A 20,335-nucleotide genomic window follows, 5' to 3' on the forward strand; every position below is an offset into this window, starting at 1 on the left:
GTCCCCTCCGTCAGGGCGTGACCGCGCGCACCGCGCGCACCAGGGCCTGTGCGCGCGGGTCGGCCGTGACCGTCTTGCGCATGCCGTTGGTGACGTAGCCGAAGGCGATGCCCGCGTCCGGGTCGGCGAAGCCGAGGGAGCCGCCGCGGCCGGGGTGGCCGAAGGACGCGGGGCCGAGGAGGGGGCAGGCCGGGCCGTGCAGCATGTGGCCGAGGCCGAAGCGCGTGCCGACGAGCAGGACCCGGTCCGGGCCCGCGGACTCCTCGGTGCGGGCGAGGGCGAGGGTGGCGGGGTCGAGGAGCCGCGGGGCGCCGTCGACGGGGCCGAGGGTGGCGGCGTAGAAGCGGGCGAGTGCGCGGGCGGTGGCGACGCCCGCGGAGCCGGGGAGTTCGGCGGCCCGGTAGACCGGGTCGTTCTCGTCGGGCTTGGGGTCGATGACCCCGAAGGCGCGCCGGGTGAGGGACTCCGGGTCCTGGTAGGCCTGGGTGACGGAGCGCTTGGGGCGGAGCTTGAGGGCGCCGCTGCCGGGAGGTTCGACCTCTTCGACGGGGCCGAGCCGGCCGACCCGGTGGGCCTCGGCGTCCGGCAGGCCGATCCACAGGTCGAGGCCGAGGGGGTCGGCCATCTCGTCGGCGACCCAGCGGCCGAGGGTGCGACCGGTGACGCGGTGGACGAGGCCGGAGAGCAGCCAGCTGAAGGTGTGGGCGTGGTAGCCGTGGGCGGTGCCGGGCTCCCAGACGGGTTCCTGGGCGGCCACCGCGGCCGTCGCCGTCGGCAGGTCGACCGCTTCGGCGAGGGTGAGCGGCCGGTCGAGGACGGGGACTCCGGCGCGGTGCGCGAGGAGCTGCCGCACGGTCACCCGGTCCTTGCCGTGGGCCTTGAAGTCGGGCCAGTACAAGGCGACGGGGGCGTCCAGGTCGAGCAGCCCGCGCTGGTGCAGGAGGAGCGGGACGACCGCGGCCACGCCCTTGGTGGCCGAGCGGACGACCTGGGCGGTGTCGGCCGTCCAGGGCTCGGTGCCGTCGACGTCACGGCTGCCGGCCCACAGGTCCACGACCGCGACCCCGTCGTGGTGGACGGCGAGGGCCGCGCCCCGCTCGCCCCGCTGGACGAAGTTGTTCAGGAACGCGTCCCTGACCGGCTCCCAGCCCGCCGCCACCGTGCCCCGGACGTCCACCTGACCCACACATCCTTTCGTACGAACGGCTCCCATCGTCTCAGGTGACGGAACCCGGAACGAAGCCGAAGGGCAGCTCCAGGCGGTGCCGGGCCATCAGCTCCTCGTCGGTGAGGATCGAGGCCGTGGGGCCGTCGGCGGCGATGACGCCCTCGCTGAGGATCACCGAGCGCGGGCAGAGCTCCAGGGCGTACGGCAGGTCGTGGGTGACCATCAGGACGGTGACGTCGAGCGAGCGGAGGATGTCGGCGAGCTCGCGCCGGGAGGCGGGGTCGAGGTTGGAGGAGGGCTCGTCGAGGACGAGGATCTCCGGCTCCATGACGAGGACGGTCGCGACGGCGACCCGACGGCGCTGCCCGAAGGAGAGGTGGTGCGGCGGCCGGTCGGCGAACTCCGCCATCCCGACCCGGGTGAGGGCCTCGTGCACGACGGCGTCGAGTGCGGCGCCCCGGAGGCCGGCCGCTGCCGGGCCGAAGGCCACGTCCTCCCGGACGGTCGGCATGAACAGCTGGTCGTCGGGATCCTGGAAGACGATGCCGACCTTCCGCCGGATCTCCGCCATGTGCTGCGTGCCGACCGGCAGTCCGGCGACGGTGACGGTGCCCACGCCGCCGGTGAGGATGCCGTTGAGGTGGAGGACGAGGGTGGTCTTGCCGGCACCGTTGGGGCCGAGGAGGGCGACCCGCTCGCCGCGCCCGACGGTCAGGTCCACGCCGAAGAGGGCCTGGTGGCCGTCGGGGTAGGCGTACGCGAGGCCGCGGACGTCCAGGGAGGGGTGGGTGGTCATGTGGTCGTCCATCCGAGGAGGCAGATCAGCAGTGCGGTGAGGGGGAGGGCGGCGGCCCTGAGCCATTGGGCCCGGGTGGCGGTCACCTCGTCGATGACCGGCATGGTGCCGGTGTAGCCGCGGCTGACCATGGCGAGGTGGACGCGTTCGCCCCGCTCGTAGGAGCGGATGAAGAGCGCGCCGGCGGACTTGGCGAGGACGCCCCAGTGGCGCACGCCCTTCGCCTCGAAGCCGCGCGAGCGGCGGGCGACGGACATCCGGCGCATCTCGTCGGTGATGACGTCGCCGTACCGGATCATGAAGGCCGCGATCTGGACGAGCATCGGCGGCAGCTTCAGCCGCTGGAGGCCGAGGACCAGGGCGCGCAGTTCGGTGGTGGAGGCGAGGAGCACGGAGGCGGCGACGCCGAGGGTGCCCTTGGCGAGGACGTTCCAGGCGCCCCACAGTCCGGGGACGCTCAGCGAGACCCCGAGGACGGTGGTCGTCTCGCCGGGGACGACGAAGGGCATGAGCAGCGCGAAGGCGACGAAGGGGACCTCGATGAGCAGCCGCTTGAGCAGGAAGCCGGCCGGGACCCGGGCCTTCGCGGCGACGCCCGCGAGGAGCGCGGCGTAGAGGGCGAAGGCCCAGACGGCCTCGCGGGGCGTCGAGACGACGACCACGACGAAGCCGAGGACGGCGGCGAGCTTGGTGTGCGGGGGCAGCTCGTGGACCGGCGACCGCGCGTGCCGGTAGAGCTTGTGGGCGTGCCCCGCTCCCATGTCAGGCCTCCGGGGCGACGGTGGTGCGGCGGCGCACGAGCCAGAAGAGGCCGGAGCCGACCGCGAGGGTCGCGCCGACGCCGATCGCGCCCGCGAGGCCGACGGCGACCCGGGGGAGCTCGATGCCCTTGACGCCGTAGTCGGCGAGCGGGGAGTCCGCGGCGGCGTGCTCCTGGACGTTCTTGTCGATGCCCTGGTCGGCGGCGACCTTCTCCAGCCCGTCGGGGCTGGCAGAGGCGTAGAAGGAGACGAAGCCGGCGAGGACGAGGGCGGTGACCAGCCCGCCGATCCACAGCTTCCTCGGCTTCCCCGGGGAGGCGGCGGGCGCCGGGGCTGCGGGGTGGGCGTCGACGAGTTCGCCGCCGATGCGGAGCTTGAGCGGGGCGGTCAGGCCGCGGGCGGCGTACACCAGGTCGGGGCGGACGGCGAGGACGGCGCCGACGGTCAGCATGGTGATGGCGGCCTCGCCGATGCCGATGAGGACGTGGACGCCGACCATGGCGGTGAGCACCTGGGTGACGGGGACGTCGGTGGTGCCGCCGATCGCGTAGATGAGGGTGAAGGCGGCTGCCGCGGCGGGCACCGAGACGAGTGCGGCGGCGAACGAGGCGACGGCCACCGAGCGGCGGGTCCGCGGCAGCAGGAGGACCAGCCCGCGGAAGAGGGCGTAGGCCGTGACCACGGTGACGACGCCCATCACGGTGATGTTCACGCCGAGGGCGGTGAGGCCGCCGTCGGCGAAGAGGACGCCCTGCATCAGGAGGACGACGGCGATGCACAGGACGCCGGTCCAGGGGCCGACGAGGATGGCGGCGAGCGCACCGCCGAGGAGGTGGCCGCTGGTCCCGGCGGCGACCGGGAAGTTCAGCATCTGGACGGCGAAGATGAAGGCCGCGACCAGGCCGGCCAGTGGTGCGGTCCGGTCTCCTCCGGGGCCTTGCCCGAGCTCGCGGCGGGCTCCGCGCAGGCTGACGGCGACGGCGCCGGCTGCGAGGACTCCGGCGGCGGCCGATACGGGGGCGTTGATGAATCCGTCAGGTACATGCACGTCCGGAATGATAGAGCGCTCCTGCAAAGAGCTTGCAAGAGCGCATGGGTCACATCATGGCCACCCCTCCCCCTCGACGCCGCGCCCCGGCACCCCGGCGCCCCGCCCCCCGCGCCCCCCGCGCCCCCCGACCGCCCCCGATCGAGGCGCTCCTCGCGGCTCCGTCGCCCCTCCCACCGGCCCGTCGTGACCGCGCGCCACCACCCACCGTTCGCCCTCACGGAAAGTAAGGGGGCATGAGCCGGGCGCTTCCCGGGAAGGAGTGGAACGATTAGTCGATAAGAGGACAAATGTGAGGAGTCTCCGATGCCCGCCGTAGACGACCGCGCGGACGACCGCGCCGTCGATGACCGTGCGAAGGGGCGGATCATCAGTGACGCCCCGCTGTCCCGACCCGTGCCCGTGGCACTGCGCTACGCACCGGACTCCTCTCCCCCGACCGTCCACTTCGTCTTCCCCGACGCCGCCGAGTGGTCCTTCCCCCGCAGCCTGCTCGAAACGGGCCTGCGCACTCCGATACGCCGCGGGGACATCGGGGTCTGGCCCTGCGGCCGGGTGCAGACGGTCGTCGAGCTCCACCGGGACGACGGGGTCACGGTCGTCCAGTTCGACACGACCGCCCTGCTCCGCTTCCTCAAGCACACGTACGCCGCCGGCAGGTCGACGACGACCCACTGACGGCGTACGCGGGACATGCGCGGGAAAGCGGTCCCGGGGATGCGCGGGAAAGCGGTCCCGGGGATCAGACCTTCACGAGGTCCGGCTCCGCCGCATCGGCACCGGCGGCGGCCGTGGCGAGGCCCTCGCCCTCCACGTCCACGTTCGGCAGGATCCGGTCCAGCCACTTCGGCAGCCACCAGGCCTTGTGGCCGAGGAGCGCCAGGACGGCCGGGACGATCGCCATGCGGACCACGAAGGCGTCGAAGAGGACCGCCACGGCCAGGCCGAAGCCGATCATCTTGATCATCTGGTCGTCCATGCCGATGAAGCCGGAGAAGACCGCGATCATGATCACTGCGGCGGCGGTGACCACCCGGGCGCTGTGCCGGAAGCCGGTCACGATCGCCTCGCCGGGCCGCTGGCCGTGCACGTACCCCTCGCGCATCCGGGTGACGAGGAAGACCTCGTAGTCCATCGCGAGGCCGAAGACGACGCCCACCATGAAGATCGGCATCATCGACATGATCGGGCCGGTCTGCTCCACCCCGAAGAGGCTGCCGAGCCAGCCCCACTGGAAGACCGCGACGACCGCGCCGAGGGCCGCGACCACCGAGAGCAGGAAGCCGAGGGCCGCCTTCAGCGGGACGAGGACCGAGCGGAAGACCAGGGTCAGGAGCACGAAGGCGAGGCCGACGACGAGGGCCAGGTAGGGCACCAGGGCGTCGTTCATCTTCTGCGAGAAGTCGATGTTCATCGCGGTGGCGCCGGTGACGAGGACCTCGTCCCCGGTGGCGTCCCGGATGTCGTGGACCAGGTCCTCGGTCGCCACCGAGGACGGCCGGTCCTTCGGGACCACGGTGATCATCGCGGCGTCACCGGCCTCGTTCGGGGTGGCCGGGGTGACCGCAGCCCAACCGTCGAGGCGCTTGATCGTGGAGACGGTCCGGTCGGCGGTGGCCTTGTCGCCGTCCACGACGACGAGCAGCGGGCCGTTGAAGCCGGGACCGAAGCCGTCGGACAGGATGTCGTACGCCCGGCGCTCGGAGGTGGAGGTCGGCTTGGCGCCGTCGTCCGGGAGGCCCATCTCCAGGGAGGCCGCGGGCAGGGCGACCGCGCCGAGGCCGAGGACGCCGAGGAGCAGCACCAGGACCGGTCGCCGGATGACGAAGCGGGCCCAGCGGGTGCCGCCGTTGGGCTTGTCGTCCGCCTTGCCCCCGGCGCCCCCGTCCGCGTTCCTGCGCTGCTTGCGGCCGAAGACCTTCTCCCCGGCGAAGCCGAGCAGGGCCGGGATCAGGGTGAGCGCGATCAGTACGGCGATCACGACCGTGGCCGCGGCGGCGAAGCCCATCTTCGTGAGCATCGGGATGTTGACGACGGCCAGGCCGACGAGGGCGATGACCACGGTGAGCCCGGCGAAGACGACGGCGGAGCCGGCCGTGCCGACCGCGCGGCCCGCGGCCTCCTCGTGCGCGCGGCCCTCGGCGAGCTCCGCGCGGTAGCGGGAGACGATGAAGAGGGCGTAGTCGATGCCGACCGCGAGGCCGATCATCATCGCGAGGGTGGACGTGGTGGTGCCCAGGTCGAGGACCTTGGCGAGCGCGGTGATCGAGGAGACCCCGATGCCGACGCCGATGACCGCGGTGAGCAGCGGGAGTCCGGCGGCGACGAGCGAACCGAAGGTGAGGGCGAGCACGATGCCGGCGATGACGACGCCGACGACCTCGCCGGCGCCGGTCTCGGGCATGCTCTGCAGGGCGTCACCACCGACCTCGACGGTGAGTCCCTTGCCCTGTGCGTCCTGCCCGGCCCGGGTCAGGGCCTCGCGGGTCTCGTCGGTCAGCTCCATGGCGTTGACCTCGTAGGAGACCGAGACGTAGGCGGTGGAGCCGTTCTGCGAGACGGCCTGCGCGGTGTAGGGGTCGGTGACCGAGACGATCTGGTCCGAGCCGGACTTGAGCGCCGCGACGGTCTCTTCGACGACGGCCTTGTGCGCCGGGTCGGTCATCTTCTCGCCCTCGGGGGCCTGGAAGACGACGCGGGCGGTGGCCCCGTCGGCTCCGGCGCCCGGGAAGCGCTCTTCGAGCAGGTCGAAGGCGCGCTGTGCCTCGGTGCCGGGGATCGAGAAGGAGCTGGAGGTGGGGGCGGGCGCGGTGGCGGCACCGATTCCGGCGACCGCGAGCAGCGCCACCCAGAGGAGGGCGACGAGCCGTCGGCGCCGGAAGGCGGCGCGGCCCAACTTGTAGAGGAACGTGGCCACGGGGGCGTACTCCCGGTGTTGGGGTGGGACAGGGCATGGGGAGCCGGCCCGACGGCGTGAGCGGTTCGTCGTCAGGTGGAGAGGGGGTGGAGCAGGACCGCCGAAGCGGTCAGACGCCGAGTGAGGGGAGCACCACGGCGTCGACGTACGAGGTGAGGAAGGCGCGGTCGACCGGCTGGTCCTCGATCAGGGGGCGGGCGATGAACGCGCCGATCAGCATGTGCAGGACGAGCTTCAGCGCCGGGTTGTCGGCGTCGACCTCGCCCCTCCGGACCGCGCGTCCGAGCACCTCTTCGAGACCCCTCATTTCGGGTTCGATGAGCAGCTCGCGCAGGGCCTGGAGCAGTTCGGGGTTGTTGTGGACGGCATGGGCCAGGCCCCGCATCAGCGCGGAGTCCTTCTCCATCTGGCAGTCGTCGGTCCGCTCCATCAGGGCGTGGAAGTCTCCGCGCAGCGAGCCGGTGTCGATCTCGGTGATGCTGACCGGCTTGTTGTGGCGGAGCGCCCTGGCGACGAGTTCCGGCTTGCTCCCCCACTGGCGGTAGAGGGTGGCCTTGCTGGAGTGGGTGCGGGCGGCGACGGCGTCCATGGTGAGGGCGTCGTAGCCGACCTCGCGGAGGAGGTCGAGCACGGCCGTGTACAGCTCGGACTCCCGCTCGGGAGTGAGTCTGCTGCGTGCCACGGTCGGCCTCCGATCCGAACGAAACGGTTTCGTACAGTACGAAGGTACCCCCGGGTAGAGCGAAACGAAACCGTTTCGCACGTGTCCTGGGCCACACGGGAGGGACCGCCCGCAAGCACGTACGAGTTGCCGCACCCCCTCCGCGCGGAAAGCATGAACGGGTGAGTGACGACGTCGCGTATCTCCGTTTTCCGCACCTCCACGACGACCTGCTGTGCTTCGCCGCCGAGGACGACCTGTGGGTCGCGCCCCTCGTCCCCGAGGGCTACCGCCCCGGCCGCGCCTGGCGCCTGACCATCGACCGGACGCGGGTCGGCCACCCGCGCTTCTCACCGGACGGCCGGCACATCGCGTACACGAACTGGCGCAGCCTCGACCCCGAGATCCACCTCGTCCCCATCGACGGCGGCTCACCCCGACGGCTCACCTACTGGGGCTCCACCGACACCCGGGTCTGCGGTTGGACGCCCCCCGGCAAGGACGGCCGCTCCGACATCCTGGCGGTCTCCTCGCACGGGCAGCCCTTCTCGTACTACTCCTGGGCCTACACCGTCCCCACCGACGGCTCCCCCGGCGGCCGGCTGCCCTGGGGCCCCGTCTCCGACATCGCCGTCACCGACGACGCCGTCATCAGCGGGGCGACCGCCCCGGCCGAAGGCAGCGGCCCGACCGAGGGCAACGGGCACGGCGGGGAACGCCGCACCCTCCTGCTCACCGGAAAGCCGCCGCACGAACCGGCCGCCTGGAAGCGGTACCTGGGCGGCGCCACCGGCCGCCTCTGGCTCCACGGCAAGCGACTGCTGCCCGACATCGGCGGCCACCTCGCCGCCCCCATGGCCGTCGCCGGGCGGATCGCCTTCCTCTCCGACCACGAGGGCATCGGCAACCTCTACTCCTGTCTGCCCGACGGCACCGACCTGCGCCGCCACACCGACCACGACGACTTCTACGCCCGGCACGCCTCCACCGACGGCCGCCGCGTCGTCTACCAGTGCGCGGGCGAACTGTGGATCGTCGACACCCTCACCGCCGACTCCCGCCCCCGCCGACTGGAGGTGCGGCTCGGCGGCCAGCGCGTCGGCCGGCGCCCCTACCAAGTGCCCGCCGCCCACCACGTCGACGCGCTCTCGGTCGACGAAACCGGCCGGGCCAGCGCCGTCTCGGTGCGCGGCAGCCTGTACTGGCTCACCCACCGCGACGGACCCGCCCGCACGATCATCGACTCCCCCGGCGTCCGGGTCAGACTCCCCGAGATGCTCGGCAGCGGCGGCCAGGTCGCCTACGTCACCGACGCCGAGGGCGAGGACGCCGTCGAGATCGCCTACCTGCCGCGGGCCAGCGGCGACCGGCCGCCCCGCAGGCTCGCCTCCGGCGACCTCGGCCGGGTGGAGGAACTGGTCGCCGACCCGGACGGAGAGCGGCTCGCCCTCGCCTCCCACGACGGACGGCTGCTCCTCCTCGACGTCACCGAGGACTCCAACGGCGAGGTGACGGAGCTGATCAGCTCCGTCAACGGCCCCGTCCGCGACCTCGCCTTCTCCCCCGACGGCGCCTGGCTCACCTGGTCCCACCCCGGCATCGGCCGCTCCCTGCGGTCCATCAAGATGGCCCGGATCTCCGGCCCCGGCGCCCGCACCGTCATCGACGTCACCAACGGGCGCTTCGAGGACGAGAACCCCGTCTTCACCCGGGACGGCCGCTACCTCGCCTTCCTCTCCTGGCGGGGCTTCGACCCGGTGTACGACGTGCACACCGGCGACCTGTCCTTCCCGCTCGGCTGCCGCCCCTACCTCGTGCCGCTCTCCTCCGCCACGCCCTCCCCCTTCGCCCTGCTCCCCGACGGGCGGCCGGCCGCCGGCGGCCTCGACCCCACCGACGACGCCGAGTCCGCCGACGGCACCGTCACCGTCGAGATCGAGGGCCTCGCCGAACGGGTCACCCCCTTCCCCGTCACCGCCTCCAAGTACTCGGCGCTGCACCCGGTCAACGGCGGCGGCCTGGTCTGGCTGCGCTGGCCCATCTCGGGAGCGCTCGGCGAGACCTTCGCCAACCCGGCCGACACCTCGGGCCGCCCCACCCTGGAACACTTCTCCATCGTCAAGGCGCGCAAGGGCGAACTCGCCAAGGACCTGGACTGGTTCGCGGTCAGCGGCGACGGCACCCGACTCGTGGTCGCCGACGAGGGCGACCTGCGGGCCGTGCCCGCCACCGAGCCCGGGGACGGCGACTCCACCGTCTACCTGGACCTGCGACGCATCCTGCACGAGATCGACCCGGGCGCCGAATGGCGCCAGGCCTTCGACGAGGCCGGCCGGATCGTGCGCGACTACTTCTGGGAGCCCGACATGGGCGGGGTCGACTGGACGGCCGTCCTCGACCAGTACCGTCCGCTGGTCGAACGGGTCTCCTCCCCCGACGAGTTCGCCGACCTGCTGCGCGAGGTGCTGGGCGAACTCGGCACCTCGCACGCGTACGTCACCCCCGGACGCCGCAACGAGGGCCCGCCGCACTACCAACGACCGATGGGCCTGCTCGGGGCCAACCTGGTGCCCCGGGAGTCCGGGTGGACGGTGAAGCGGATCCTGCCCGGCGAGTCCTCCGACTCCAAGGCCCGCTCCCCGCTCGCCGGCACCGGCATCCGCGAGGGCGCCGTCCTCACCCACGTCGACGGCCGGCCCGTGGACCCCGTCACCGGCCCCTACCCGCTGCTCTCCGGCACCGGCGGCACCACCGTCGAACTCACCTTCACCCCCGCCGAAGGCGAGGGGCGGGCCCGACGCGTCGCCGTCGTCCCGCTGGTCGACGAACGCCCACTGCGCTACCAGGACTGGGTCGCCAAACGGCGGGCCGTGGTCCGCGAACTCAGCGGCGGGCGCTGCGGCTACCTCCACATCCCCGACATGGGCGGCTCCGGCTGGGCCCAGTTCAACCGCGACCTGCGCATGGAGGTCTCCCGCCCCGCCCTCATCGTCGACGTGCGCGGCAACGCCGGCGGCAACATCAGCGAACTCGTCATCGAGAAGTTGACCCGCCGGATCCTCGGCTGGGACCTCACCCGGAACGCCCAACCCGTCTCGTACGCCTCCAACGCCCCGCGCGGCCCCGTCGTCGCCCTCGCCGACGAGGCCACCTCCTCCGACGGCGACATGATCACCGCCGCCTTCAAACTCCTCGGACTCGGCCCGATCGTGGGACAGCGCACCTGGGGCGGGGTCGTCGGGATGACCGGCCGACACCGGCTCGGCGACGGGACCCAGATCACCGTGCCGATGAACGCGGCCTGGTTCCCCGAGTACGGCTGGTCCCTGGAGAACCACGGCGTGGAACCCGACATCGCAGCGCTGCGCACCCCCCTCGACTGGGCCGAGGGCCGGTACGCCCAACTCGACGACGCGGTCCACCTCGCCCTCTCGCTCCTCGCCGAGACCCCGGCGGCGAGCCCCCCGGGCTACGAGTCCCTCCCGGACCGCTCCCGCCCGAAGCTGCCCCCGCGCCCCGCGACCTGAGCGGACCGTCCCGGTCCCGCGCCCCGGGACGGGGACCGGGACGGTCGGGCCCCGTCACCAAGCCGGCACCCTCACCAAGCCGGCGTCCACGGCGCCGGGCCCAGTTCCAGCTCGTAGGCGGTGCCCGGTGCTCCGTCGTCGAGCGTCACGGCCCCCACGGCCCCGAACCCGGCCCGGGCGAGCACGGCGCTGGACGCGCCGTTGCCCAGGGCCACCAGGGCGGTCAGCCGAGCGAGCCCGTACTGCTCGACGGCCAGCCGGCACACCTCCCGCACCCCCCAGGTGGCCAAGCCGCGTCCGGTCGCCTTCTCGGCGAGCCGGAAACCGAGCTCGGCACTGCCCGCGGTGGCGTCCACGTCCACCAGGTTCACCCGCCCCAGGATCTCCCCGCCCCCGCCGACCAGCACGTGGAAGTGGATCTCGCCCGCCTCCTGCGCCTCGATCAACTCCCGGTGCCGGTCGTCGAACCCTTCGAAATAGGCGTCCCCCCGGTCGGGCACCCGCGCGGCGAAGAAGGCCCGGTTCTCCCGCTCGAACGCGAGCAGGGCCGGGGCGTGGTCGAATCGCAGTCGCTCAAGTAGGTCCATGGCGGCCACCGTACGAAGATCCGCCGCCCCGCGTGTACAACCTTTCGAATCGCCGGCGGTCAATTCCCGCGCGGCGCACGGCGTGCCGGCGCACCGGGAGAACCGAGCGGCTCCCGCGACCGGCCACCCGCCCGCCCCGACGGCTCCTCGTCACCCGCCGGCAGCGATCCGACCGGCGACGGCCGGCCCGGGCGGAACCGCCCCACGCACGACGGCGCACCCGGGGTTCCGGGTGCGCCGTCGTCACGGACGGGTCGACGTCAGGCGTCGTAGTCCTGGTTCAGGCGGTCCTGGGCCTCCTGCTCGGCCCGCCGGTTCTCCTCGGGGCGCCCCCGCCCCTGGGAGGCGCGCTCGGAAGCCTCGTCCTTCGCCCTGCCCGCGGCCTGCTTGGCCTGCTGCTTGAGCTGCTCCGCCTTGTCCTTGAACTGGTCTGCCATGCCCATGAAGGTTCCCTCCTAGAAGGGTGTCGAGGGGGGCCGGGGCGATGTGCCCCGCCGGCCTCGACCAGCCTTGCACGAGCGAACATTCCACGCATTTCGATCAGTTCCGGTCGGTGTGCCCCCGCCGTCAGACGTGCCCCTTCCGCGCCTGCTCGTCCGCCGCCCCGCCCGCACCCACCAGGCCCTTGGAGACCGACCCCAGGCGCGGCTCGAAGCGCTCCACCTCCCGACGGCCGACCGTGGCGATCAGGCCGGGCAGGTAGCCGCGGATCGACTGCATCCCGCGCAGCCACCACTGGGCGTACACGTGCGCCGAGCGCCGCTCGATGCCCGCCACAATCCGGTCGACGGCCGGACCCAGCGGGTACGTGCGGTTCGAGGGCCACGGCAGCCGCTGCCGCAGCTCCTTCATCACGTCGTCCTGGTCCGCCCCCCGCACCATGTCCGTGTCGGTCCAGGAGAGGTAACCGACGCCGACCTTCACGCCCTTGTACGCCACCTCGGCGCGCAGGCTGTGGGCGAAGGCCTCGACGCCCGACTTGGAGGCGCAGTAGGCCGTCATCATCGGGGCCGGGGTGATGGCCGCGAGCGAGGCGATCTGGAGGAAGTAGCCCCGGGACTCCATGAGGACGGGCAGGAACGCCCGCCCCGTCACCGCGCCGCCGATCAGGTTGACCTCGATGACCCGCCGCCAGGCGACCGGATCGGATTCGACGAAGGGCCCGCCCGCCGCGACCCCCGCATTGGCGACGACGACGTCGACCTTCCCGAACCGCTCCTTCACCTCGGCCGCGACCCGGGCCATCGCCTCGTGGTCGGTGACGTCGGCGTGCCACCAGTCGGCCTCCGTGTGCAACTGCCCGGCGACCTCCTTGAGCAGCTCCGGCTCCAGGCCGACCAGCGCGATCTTCGCACCGCGCGCGGAGAGCTTGCGGGCGAGGAGCTCCCCGACGCCGCGCGCGCCTCCGGTGATGACCGCGACCTGCCCTTCCAGGCTCGTCCTGCTCATGCCTCTGCCTCCTCGTTCTCCTTCACGCCCAGGTACGTGAGGGTCAGTTCGCGGATCTGCGCGGTGACGGCCTCCGGGGCCTCCACCGGGGTCATGTGGCCCATGCCGGCCAGCTGGACGAGCCCCGTGCAGTGGGGCAGGGCGTCCGCCATCGCCCGGGAGTGGACGGGCGGGGTGAGCCGGTCGGCGCTGCCGACGAGCACGGCCACCGGGAGCCGCAGCGCCCGCAGCCCCCGCTCCAGGTCGAGTCCGGCCAGGACCTGCGACCAGCCGTACCGGGCCCGGCGCGGACAGGCGTGCACGATCCGGGCGCAGGCCTCGACCTTCTCCGGCGCCGAACCCGGTCCCATCGTCGCGTACTTGAGGACCTTCTTCGAGACGGCGTTGACCGGGCCGAGCGGCGCCTTCGCCCCGAGGACGGCGCCGGTCAGCCGGGTCCGCAGACCGCCCGGCCGCAGCGGAACGACGGTGGCCTCGGCGGTCAGCCGCGAGGGTCCGGTGGAACAGAGCAGGACCGCGGCGGCGTGCTGCTTCAGGGCGGGCCGCTCGGCAGCCGCCATGATCGTCATGCCGCCCATCGAGTGACCGGCCAGGACGGCCCGCTCCCCGGGGCCGAGGGTCGCCGCGAGCACCGCCTCCAGGTCGTCGGCGAGCGCCGTGGTCGAGTACCCGCCGGAGCCGGGCTCGGGGGACCGTCCGTGACCGCGCTGGTCGTAGGCGATGACCCGGTGATCGGCGGCGAGGGCGCGTATCTGTGCGGACCAGAAGGCGATCGAGCAGGTCCAGCCGTGGGCGAGGACCACGGCGGGCGCGCCCTCGGGGCCGTACACCTCGACGTGGATCGGCGAGCCGTCGGCGGAGAGGGCCGTCAGGGAGCGGGACGCGGGGAGCGGGGTCAGGTGCCGGTTCACTGGGCCGCCTCCGTCTTCTGCGGGGTCTCGTGCGAGGTCTTCCGGGGGTTCTTCGGCGGGGCCTTCGGGGTGCCGGCGGCCTCCTGGGGCGCCTTCCGGGCCTTCTCCCCGGTGCCGTTCCGGGTGGCGAGGGCCGGGGCGGGGCGGGGGGCGCGGATCACCTCGTACTCGGAGAGGTCGACCCGTCGGGTCTCGCGCCGGAACTCCCCGGTCGTCCCCGGCCAGAGCGTGGTGTTGCGGCCGTTGGCGTCGAGGTACCAGCTCTCGCAGCCGCCGGACTTCCAGACGGTCCGCTCCATCCGGTTCTGCACCTTGCGGTTCCAGGCGCCGACGGCGGAGGGCCGGACGGCCAGGGCGGCGCGCCCCCCGAGCATGGTGAGCTGGCGCAGGTAGTCGGCCATGTAGCTGAGCTGGGACTCGATCATGAGGATCATCGAGGAGTTCCCGAGGCCCGTGTTGGGGCCGATGATCGTCATGAAGTTGGGGAAGCCGGCCGCGGTGGCACCGCGCAGTGCGGCCATGCCGTCCTTCCAGACCTCGGCGAGCGAGCGGCCGTCGGCACCGATGACGCGGGAGGCGATCGGCATGTCGGTGACGTGGAAGCCGGTGCCGAAGACGATCGCGTCGACCTCGGTCTCGGTCCCGTCCGCGCCGACGAGGGTCGAGCCGCGGACCTCGCGGAGCCCGGAGGCGACGACGTCGACGTTGGGTTGGGCCACCGCCGGGTAGTAGGTGTTGGACAGCAGGATGCGCTTGCAGCCGATGCGGTACGAGGGGGTCAGCTTCTCCCTCAGCACCGGGTCCTTGACGGACTTGGCGATGTTGGCCTTGGCGAGCCGCTCGACCAGGCCCAGCTCGCCCGGGTGCTTGGTGAAGGCGCCGACCTGGAGCTCGCGGATGCCCCAGAGCAGGCCGCGGCGGAGGGTGCCGGTGGCGGGCAGGGCGCGGTGGAGCCAGCGTTCGGGTCCGGTGATGGCCCGGTCCATGCGGCGCATCACCCACGGGGGCGTGCGCTGGAAGAGGGTCAGCCGGCCCACCTTCGGCTGGATCGCGGGCACGATCTGAATGGCGGAGGCGCCGGTGCCGATCATGGCGACGCGCTTGCCGGTGAGGTCGTAGTCGTGGTCCCAGCGGGCCGAGTGGAAGACCTTGCCGGGGAAGTCAGCGAGGCCCGGGACGTCGGGGATCTTGGGGTCGGAGAGCGGGCCGGTCGCGGAGACGACGACCTCGGCGCTGAAGGATCCGGAGCTCGTCTCGATCTCCCAGCACAGCGCCTCGGCGTCCCACTCCATGCGCAGCACCTCGTGGTTCAGGCGCAGGTGGGGACGGATCCCGAAGGTGTCGGTGACGTGTTCCAGATAGGCGCGGATGTGCCGCTGGCCGGAGAAGGTCCGGGGCCAGTCGGGGTTGGGCGCGAAGGAGAAGGAGTACAGGTGGGAGGGGACGTCGCAGGCGCAGCCGGGGTAGCTGTTGTCGCGCCAGGTGCCGCCCACGGAGTCGGCCCGTTCCAGGACCACGAAGTCGGTGATCCCCTCGCGGCGGAGCCGGACGGCGGCGCCGAGGCCACCGAATCCCGATCCGATCACCGCCACCCGTACGTGCTCGTGCTTCGCCATGCCGCCTCCCGCACACCAACCAATTACGCCAGCAATCACTGGCACAGTCGGGACTGTAGAGCAGCTCCATACCGAGCGGTAGGGGTCCGGCGAGGGAAAGTTACCGGCGGTACAACATAGGCTGGCGACCGTGGCAGAAGGATCACGTCCCGAGACGGGCGCACAGGACGGCCCGCGCGACACGGCGGACGGGGGCGCGGGCGACGCCCCGACGGTCGGCCCCGCGCGCGAGTACCGCATGGAAGAGCTGGCCTCCGCCGCCGGCATCACCGTGCGCACCCTTCGCTTCTACCGCGAACGCGGCCTGATCCCGCCACCCCGCCGCGAAGGCAGGATCGCCTGGTACGACGACAACCACCTCGCCCGACTCCGCACCATCGCCGCCCTCCTGGAACGCGGCCACACCCTCAACGGCATCGCCGACCTCACCGCCGCCTTCGAGAGCGGGCGCAACGTCCGCGAGGTCCTCGCCCTGCCCGCCCCCTCGGAGGAGGAGCCGGTCCGCCTGACCCCCGAGGAACTCGCCGACCACTTCGCCGGAGAGGTCACCGCCGAGAACCTCGCCACCGCACTCGACCTCGGCTACCTGGTCACCGACGGCGAGGAGATCGTCCACATCAGCCGACGCCTCCTCGACGTCTCCGCCGCCCTCGTCCGGGAGGGCGTCCCGCTCGCCGAGGTCCTCAAGGCGGGCGCCCGCGTCCGCGAACACGCCGAGGCGCTCGCCGAGCTCTTCACCGAACTCCTCCGCACCCACGCCGCCGAGAACGACCCGTGGCGCATGCGCCCGCTCGCCAAGAGCGTGGTGGAGGCGGAACTGTCACTGGCCCTGGACAGGCGCCTGCGCGAAGCCCCCTGACGGGACGGGGACGGGCCGGTCTCCCGCCCCCGGCACGCACGGCGACCGACGGCGGGAGACCGCCCCGTCCCGCCCCGCCCCGCCGCTACAGGTCGTACACGGCCGTCACGGGAGAGTGGTCGCTCCACCGCTCCCCGTGCGTGGCGGCCCGCTCCACGTGCGCCTTGACGGCCTTCGCGGCGAGCCCGGGCGTGGCGATCTGGTAGTCGATCCGCCACCGGTGCGGGTAAGCGGCTGGGTTGCTGACGCCCCCGCGACCTGTATCCCCTATCCCAGGTACGGGAAGGCGCGGTGTTCCAGGAAGTGCCGGATGCGCAGTCGTTGCGTGTGGTGCATGGAGAGCGAGTCGATTTCTTCGGGTGCCACGAAGCGGAGTTCCGTGCTCTCGTCGGAGATGGCCAGGGTGCCGCCGACAACCCGGGCGGTGAAGCAGACGTTGAACTGTCGGCGCACTTCTCCGTCGCTGTACGCGATGACATGGCGGGGGTCGGTGTACGTGCCGACGAGGCCCGTGATCTCGACGTCCAGACCGGTCTCTTCCTTGACCTCTCGCACGGCCGCACCGGGCAGGGAGTCGTCCATGTCCACGGCTCCGCCCGGTAGCGCCCACAAGTTGTTGTCCCGGCGCCGCTGGAGGAGTACGCGGCCCTCCCCGTCGGTGACGACGGCAGAGGCTGCCACGACCAGGCTGTTCGGCCGGGGGGCGTTCGGATCGTCGTAGTACTCGGTTCGTGCCACGACGCTCAGCCTTCCACGGGGTGGGCCGTTTCCCATACGGCGTCGAAGCTCCCCGCGTAGGTGTCGAACATGCCCCCGTCGCCGTGGCGCCGGAGGTGCCACACGGGCGCGCCGTAGGCGTTGACGCCCCACACGTGTGCGTTGACCAGCACCTGATCGTCGGCGAGGTACAGGCTGTTGTAGAGGGTCGTTCCGTGGGTGCGCAGCTCGATTCCCGGTACGTCCGCCAGGGGCCGGTAATGCAGGAGCGCGAGTCGGCAGCGGGATTCGATGCCGTGGCCGAACTTCTCTTCCCGTCCGCGCTGCTGGACGTTGGGGTCGTCGGCGTCACCCACTGCGATGCGGATCGTGCATCCGTCGTCGGCCCGTTCGCGCAGGAGGTCGTTGAGGCGGGGGTACGCCTCGTGCAGGAAGACGGCCGCGTACACCAGCACGTCGATTCGCTGCCGCGCCTGGGAGAGGAGATCAACGAAGACCGACACGGGAAGATCCGCCCGCTGCCCGTACAAGGCGACGAGTTCGGGGCTGACAGCGCGTGCGGCACGCGCCTGCCGGAGTGCCGGCCACAGGACATGCACGTCTTCCCCGAGCGCTGCCGCTGCCGCCAGTGCAGTTGCCCGGCGCGGAGTGCGCCCGAGGTTGACCCACCGTTCCACGGACTTGGGGTCGACGCCCGTGACGTCGGCCAGAGCGGCGTACGTCCAACCGCCGGCCTCCATGACGGCTCGAAGTCGCTCGTTCTGCATACGTGCGCCCCCTCGACTCCCGGACATCCCAAGGGACGTTCTACACGCGACGGGACGTCCCGAACTGGGAAACGTACGAGGTTCCCCCGTCCTGATGACCGGCGCGACGATCGGGCCATGAGTGAGCCCACGCGCTACAGCACCCCGCCGATCGAACTGCCGCTGGACCTGGAGCGGGAACCGGACCCCGCCGAGGGGTGTGCGGGTTGCGCTGAGCTCGCCGCAGTACGGGGCCGTGCTCGCGTCGTGGGCGACTGGGCGACCGTGAGTGACTGCAACATCTTCATGCGGCGCCACCCCGAGGGGCACTGATGGTCACCTCGGCGGACATCGGGCAGCGCGCGGAAGACCGAACGGGACGGGTCGGCATCCTGCGGGACGTGATCCTGGACTACGAAGACCCCGCCCAGTTCCCGAGCGAGCGACAGAAGCGCCCTACGGCGTTCTTACGCCCCGAGGGCGGGGGCCGTGAGTGGCTGGCCCCGCCAGAAAGCGTGAACCGCGCTTAGGTGCCCCCACGCGGCCCCGTCCGACGGCGGCGAGCAAGCCAGCCGGGCGGGGCTTTCCGCTGCCGGTCCCTACACACGGGAGCGTGGTCGCTCCACCGCTCCCCGTGCGTGGCGGCCCGCTCCACGTGCGCCTTGACGGCCTTCGCGGCGAGCCCGGGCGTGGCCATTTGGTAGTCGATCCGCCATCCCATTGAAATGAAGATACAGTTTGCTCCGGGAGGGGGACTCACATGACCCTTACGGATAACGATCACCCACGCCTGCGGGCACTCGTCGCGGTACGGCTGAGCGTCAGGACCGACGAATCGACATCGCCCAAGCGCCAGCGGGAAGCCGGCGAGGCGGAGGCCAGACGTCTTGGCGCCGAGGTCGTCGGCTACGCGGAGGATCTGGACGTCTCCGCCACCAGGACGACTCCATTCGAACGACCGGAACTGGGCGACTGGTTGGCCAGGCCCGACGACTTCGACGTGATCATCTGGTGGCGGCTGGACCGCGCCGTCCGCTCCATGGGGGACATGGCCGAGCTGACGCGCTGGGCGAAGCGCCATGGCAAGCGGCTGGTCTTCGCGGAGGGCCCGGGAGGCAGCTCACTGGAGCTGGACATGACCTCGATCATGTCCGAATTGATCATCATGTTGCTGGCCTTTGCCGCACAGATGGAGAGCCAGGCCATCAAGGAGCGCGTCACGAGCGCCAATGCGGCGCTTCGGGCCATGGGGCGGTACTCCGGAGGGCTCCCTCCGTATGGATACATGCCCGTGCAGCGTCCAGCCGGCGAGGGGTGGACCTTGGCCCAGGACCCGCAGCGCGTCGAAGCCATCGAGACGGTGATCCGGATGCTGCTGGACGGCAGCGCCCCGAACGCCATCGCGTTCCATCTGAACAGCGAAGGCATCCTGACGCCTCGCGACTGGAACGACGTCCGGCAGGGGCGGACCCCGAAGGGACGCAAGTGGGTCGGCCAGACCGTCAAGCGTGTACTTCTTTCCCCGTCGCTCCTCGGCCACCAGACCTACGCGGGCTCCATCGTCCGGGACCGCAACGGCCTGCCGGTGAGCATCACCGCCGACCCGATTCTGACGCGAGACCGGTTCGAGGAGATCAAAACCGCTCTCGGTGAGCGCCCCAAGGGGGCAGCCGGGACCCGAAAGGACACCGGCGCGCTCCTGCTCGGTGTTCTGCACTGCGCCTCCTGCAAGGGCCGCATGTACCGGGTCCCCGCACACGGCTACTCGGTGTACGTATGCCGGGCCCGAACCAAGGGACTCCCCTGCGAGGCTCCGGCAGCCATCAAGACCGACTGGGTGGAGGAGTACGCGGAACGGGAGTTCCTGCAGGAGTGGGGAGGCTTCCCCGTACTGGAGCAGGTGACGTACCCCGGCTACGACCCCCGCCCCGAACTGGAGGAGATCACCACCGAACTCCGTGAGCTGTACGCCGTTCGCGATTCCAGGCGATCACGTGTCGGCCTCGCCATCTGGCAGGAGCAGGTGGACGCACTGGAGGGCCGCGCCGAGGTCCTGGAAGCGACTCCCGTACAGAAGGAACGCACGGAGTTGGTCCCCACAGGGAAGACCTACGCTGATTACTGGAGGATCAGCGACGCCCGGGATCGACGGTTCATGCTGCTCGACACCGGAACCCGTCTGGAGTGTGCGAAGGGTCAGCGAGGGGGACGCCCGGCGGACATGAAGCGCCGCGCAATGGAACGCCTGTCGATCGGCTTGCGGGGCGCGAGGGTCCAGCAGCAGGGAGATACGGCCCCCTGAGTCGGCCTGAGCGCGGTTCACGGCCCGTTGCCGGGAAGAACCTGGCAGCGGGTCGCGATCGCCCCCTGGGGGCGCCGCCGGCTTGGCGCTCTCTCGGCGGCAGAGCAATGGCGAAGTGACGGTTCTCCCTACTTTTTTGATTGCACGTAGAAAAATAAGAGAAAAACAGAACAAGGGCCTCATCCGTCATCACGTCATCGTGGGCGCCAGCTTTCGCTGCCGCGCTGCCGGACGTGGGCCCACGGAGGTGCCCCCTCCTCGCTTCCCGTC

General features: G+C 71.9%; 18 protein-coding genes and 2 pseudogenes. 5 read left to right on the plus strand and 15 right to left on the minus strand.

Annotated elements, in window-relative coordinates:
* Positions 1 to 10 precede the first annotated feature (10 nt).
* Genes ACFW22_RS24440 through ACFW22_RS24455 form a run of 4 tightly spaced genes read right to left on the minus strand, consistent with a single transcriptional unit; the run spans position 11 to position 3,773 of the window.
* A complete protein-coding gene (locus tag ACFW22_RS24440; RefSeq protein WP_386408320.1) occupies positions 11 to 1,213 on the minus strand; it encodes a serine hydrolase domain-containing protein in 1,203 nt (400 codons plus the stop codon).
* A gap of 4 nt (positions 1,214 to 1,217) precedes the next feature.
* Positions 1,218 to 1,964 carry an energy-coupling factor ABC transporter ATP-binding protein gene (locus ACFW22_RS24445; RefSeq protein WP_386408322.1) on the minus strand — a complete coding sequence of 249 codons (747 nt, stop codon included), beginning with the start codon at positions 1,962 to 1,964 and terminating at the stop codon, positions 1,218 to 1,220.
* Positions 1,961 to 2,725: a cobalt ECF transporter T component CbiQ gene (gene cbiQ / locus ACFW22_RS24450; RefSeq protein WP_386408324.1), complete on the minus strand. Its 765-nt coding sequence runs from the start codon at positions 2,723 to 2,725 to the stop codon at positions 1,961 to 1,963. The genes ACFW22_RS24445 and cbiQ overlap by 4 nt, the downstream gene beginning before the upstream one ends.
* Position 2,726: 1 nt before the next feature.
* On the minus strand, positions 2,727 to 3,773 hold the full coding sequence (locus tag ACFW22_RS24455; protein WP_386408326.1) for an energy-coupling factor ABC transporter permease: 1,047 nt from the start codon (positions 3,771 to 3,773) through the stop codon (positions 2,727 to 2,729).
* A 306-nt stretch (positions 3,774 to 4,079) separates the two neighbouring features.
* On the opposite strand from ACFW22_RS24455, the gene ACFW22_RS24460 reads away from it, so the two are divergent.
* Positions 4,080 to 4,451, plus strand: coding sequence for an SsgA family sporulation/cell division regulator (locus ACFW22_RS24460; RefSeq protein WP_386408328.1), 372 nt, complete (start codon positions 4,080 to 4,082; stop codon positions 4,449 to 4,451).
* Positions 4,452 to 4,515: 64 nt separating this feature from the next.
* Here the strand turns inward: ACFW22_RS24460 and ACFW22_RS24465 are convergent, their stop codons facing one another.
* Positions 4,516 to 6,690 carry an MMPL family transporter gene (locus ACFW22_RS24465; RefSeq protein ID WP_386408329.1) on the minus strand — a complete coding sequence of 725 codons (2,175 nt, stop codon included), beginning with the start codon at positions 6,688 to 6,690 and terminating at the stop codon, positions 4,516 to 4,518.
* Positions 6,691 to 6,799: 109 nt separating this feature from the next.
* Positions 6,800 to 7,372, minus strand: coding sequence for a TetR/AcrR family transcriptional regulator (locus ACFW22_RS24470; RefSeq protein WP_386408330.1), 573 nt, complete (start codon positions 7,370 to 7,372; stop codon positions 6,800 to 6,802).
* 161 nt (positions 7,373 to 7,533) lie between these two features.
* Between ACFW22_RS24470 and ACFW22_RS24475 the strand changes: the two genes are divergently transcribed.
* Positions 7,534 to 10,878: a S41 family peptidase gene (locus ACFW22_RS24475; protein ID WP_386408331.1), complete on the plus strand. Its 3,345-nt coding sequence runs from the start codon at positions 7,534 to 7,536 to the stop codon at positions 10,876 to 10,878.
* A gap of 71 nt (positions 10,879 to 10,949) precedes the next feature.
* Here ACFW22_RS24475 and ACFW22_RS24480 read toward each other — a convergent pair whose 3' ends face one another.
* The 5 genes from ACFW22_RS24480 to ACFW22_RS24500 all read right to left on the minus strand — a co-directional run bounded on the left by ACFW22_RS24480 (position 10,950) and on the right by ACFW22_RS24500 (position 15,441).
* Entirely contained in the window at positions 10,950 to 11,465 is a 516-nt protein-coding gene (locus tag ACFW22_RS24480) for a GNAT family N-acetyltransferase (RefSeq protein WP_386408333.1), read from the minus strand.
* A 260-nt stretch (positions 11,466 to 11,725) separates the two neighbouring features.
* Positions 11,726 to 11,908 carry a hypothetical protein gene (locus tag ACFW22_RS24485; RefSeq protein WP_386408335.1) on the minus strand — a complete coding sequence of 61 codons (183 nt, stop codon included), beginning with the start codon at positions 11,906 to 11,908 and terminating at the stop codon, positions 11,726 to 11,728.
* A 124-nt stretch (positions 11,909 to 12,032) separates the two neighbouring features.
* Positions 12,033 to 12,914, minus strand: a complete 882-nt coding sequence (locus tag ACFW22_RS24490; protein WP_386408337.1) for an SDR family oxidoreductase — start codon at positions 12,912 to 12,914, stop codon at positions 12,033 to 12,035.
* Positions 12,911 to 13,825, minus strand: coding sequence for an alpha/beta fold hydrolase (locus ACFW22_RS24495; protein WP_386408339.1), 915 nt, complete (start codon positions 13,823 to 13,825; stop codon positions 12,911 to 12,913). The genes ACFW22_RS24490 and ACFW22_RS24495 overlap by 4 nt, the downstream gene beginning before the upstream one ends.
* Positions 13,822 to 15,441 (minus strand): flavin-containing monooxygenase, encoded by a 1,620-nt coding sequence (locus ACFW22_RS24500; RefSeq protein ID WP_386408341.1) that lies wholly within the window; start codon positions 15,439 to 15,441, stop codon positions 13,822 to 13,824. Before ACFW22_RS24500 ends, ACFW22_RS24495 begins: the two co-directional genes overlap by 4 nt.
* A gap of 238 nt (positions 15,442 to 15,679) precedes the next feature.
* Between ACFW22_RS24500 and ACFW22_RS24505 the strand changes: the two genes are divergently transcribed.
* A complete protein-coding gene (locus tag ACFW22_RS24505) occupies positions 15,680 to 16,300 on the plus strand; it encodes a MerR family transcriptional regulator (RefSeq protein ID WP_386408394.1) in 621 nt (206 codons plus the stop codon).
* A gap of 85 nt (positions 16,301 to 16,385) precedes the next feature.
* Here the strand turns inward: ACFW22_RS24505 and ACFW22_RS24510 are convergent.
* The 3 genes and pseudogenes from ACFW22_RS24510 to ACFW22_RS24520 all read right to left on the minus strand — a co-directional run.
* Positions 16,386 to 16,517 (minus strand): annotated as a pseudogene (locus tag ACFW22_RS24510) (exodeoxyribonuclease III); the annotation flags it as partial.
* Positions 16,518 to 16,567: 50 nt separating this feature from the next.
* Complete coding sequence (locus ACFW22_RS24515) at positions 16,568 to 17,038, minus strand: NUDIX hydrolase (protein WP_386408343.1); 471 nt, start codon at positions 17,036 to 17,038, stop codon at positions 16,568 to 16,570.
* Between the two features lie 5 nt (positions 17,039 to 17,043).
* Entirely contained in the window at positions 17,044 to 17,784 is a 741-nt protein-coding gene (locus ACFW22_RS24520) for a helix-turn-helix domain-containing protein (RefSeq protein WP_386408345.1), read from the minus strand.
* 117 nt (positions 17,785 to 17,901) lie between these two features.
* Between ACFW22_RS24520 and ACFW22_RS24525 the strand changes: the two genes are divergently transcribed.
* Positions 17,902 to 18,096, plus strand: coding sequence for a hypothetical protein (locus tag ACFW22_RS24525; protein ID WP_364292619.1), 195 nt, complete (start codon positions 17,902 to 17,904; stop codon positions 18,094 to 18,096).
* A 193-nt stretch (positions 18,097 to 18,289) separates the two neighbouring features.
* Here ACFW22_RS24525 and ACFW22_RS24530 read toward each other — a convergent pair.
* Positions 18,290 to 18,481: pseudogene (locus ACFW22_RS24530) on the minus strand (hypothetical protein); the annotation flags it as partial.
* 42 nt (positions 18,482 to 18,523) lie between these two features.
* Here ACFW22_RS24530 and ACFW22_RS24535 point away from each other — a divergent pair.
* Positions 18,524 to 20,065 carry a recombinase family protein gene (locus ACFW22_RS24535; RefSeq protein ID WP_386408347.1) on the plus strand — a complete coding sequence of 514 codons (1,542 nt, stop codon included), beginning with the start codon at positions 18,524 to 18,526 and terminating at the stop codon, positions 20,063 to 20,065.
* The last annotated feature ends 270 nt before the right edge of the window (positions 20,066 to 20,335 follow it).

Origin of the sequence: Streptomyces sp. NPDC058872, from assembly GCF_042743065.1 — a bacterium.
Classification (GTDB): Bacteria; Actinomycetota; Actinomycetes; order Streptomycetales; family Streptomycetaceae; genus Streptomyces.

Excerpts from the sequence above, each read along its gene's own strand:
- ACFW22_RS24440 (WP_386408320.1), bottom strand. The coding sequence starts at position 1,213 with ATGGGAGCCGTTCGTACGAAAGGATGTGTGGGTCAGGTGGACGTCCGG.
- ACFW22_RS24445 (WP_386408322.1), bottom strand. The coding sequence starts at position 1,964 with ATGACCACCCACCCCTCCCTGGACGTCCGCGGCCTCGCGTACGCCTAC.
- cbiQ (WP_386408324.1), bottom strand. The coding sequence starts at position 2,725 with ATGGGAGCGGGGCACGCCCACAAGCTCTACCGGCACGCGCGGTCGCCG.
- ACFW22_RS24460 (WP_386408328.1), top strand. The coding sequence starts at position 4,080 with ATGCCCGCCGTAGACGACCGCGCGGACGACCGCGCCGTCGATGACCGT.
- ACFW22_RS24480 (WP_386408333.1), bottom strand. The coding sequence starts at position 11,465 with ATGGACCTACTTGAGCGACTGCGATTCGACCACGCCCCGGCCCTGCTC.
- ACFW22_RS24485 (WP_386408335.1), bottom strand. The coding sequence starts at position 11,908 with ATGGGCATGGCAGACCAGTTCAAGGACAAGGCGGAGCAGCTCAAGCAG.
- ACFW22_RS24490 (WP_386408337.1), bottom strand. The coding sequence starts at position 12,914 with ATGAGCAGGACGAGCCTGGAAGGGCAGGTCGCGGTCATCACCGGAGGC.
- ACFW22_RS24500 (WP_386408341.1), bottom strand. The coding sequence starts at position 15,441 with ATGGCGAAGCACGAGCACGTACGGGTGGCGGTGATCGGATCGGGATTC.
- ACFW22_RS24505 (WP_386408394.1), top strand. The coding sequence starts at position 15,680 with ATGGAAGAGCTGGCCTCCGCCGCCGGCATCACCGTGCGCACCCTTCGC.
- ACFW22_RS24520 (WP_386408345.1), bottom strand. The coding sequence starts at position 17,784 with ATGCAGAACGAGCGACTTCGAGCCGTCATGGAGGCCGGCGGTTGGACG.
- ACFW22_RS24525 (WP_364292619.1), top strand. The coding sequence starts at position 17,902 with ATGAGTGAGCCCACGCGCTACAGCACCCCGCCGATCGAACTGCCGCTG.
- ACFW22_RS24535 (WP_386408347.1), top strand. The coding sequence starts at position 18,524 with ATGACCCTTACGGATAACGATCACCCACGCCTGCGGGCACTCGTCGCG.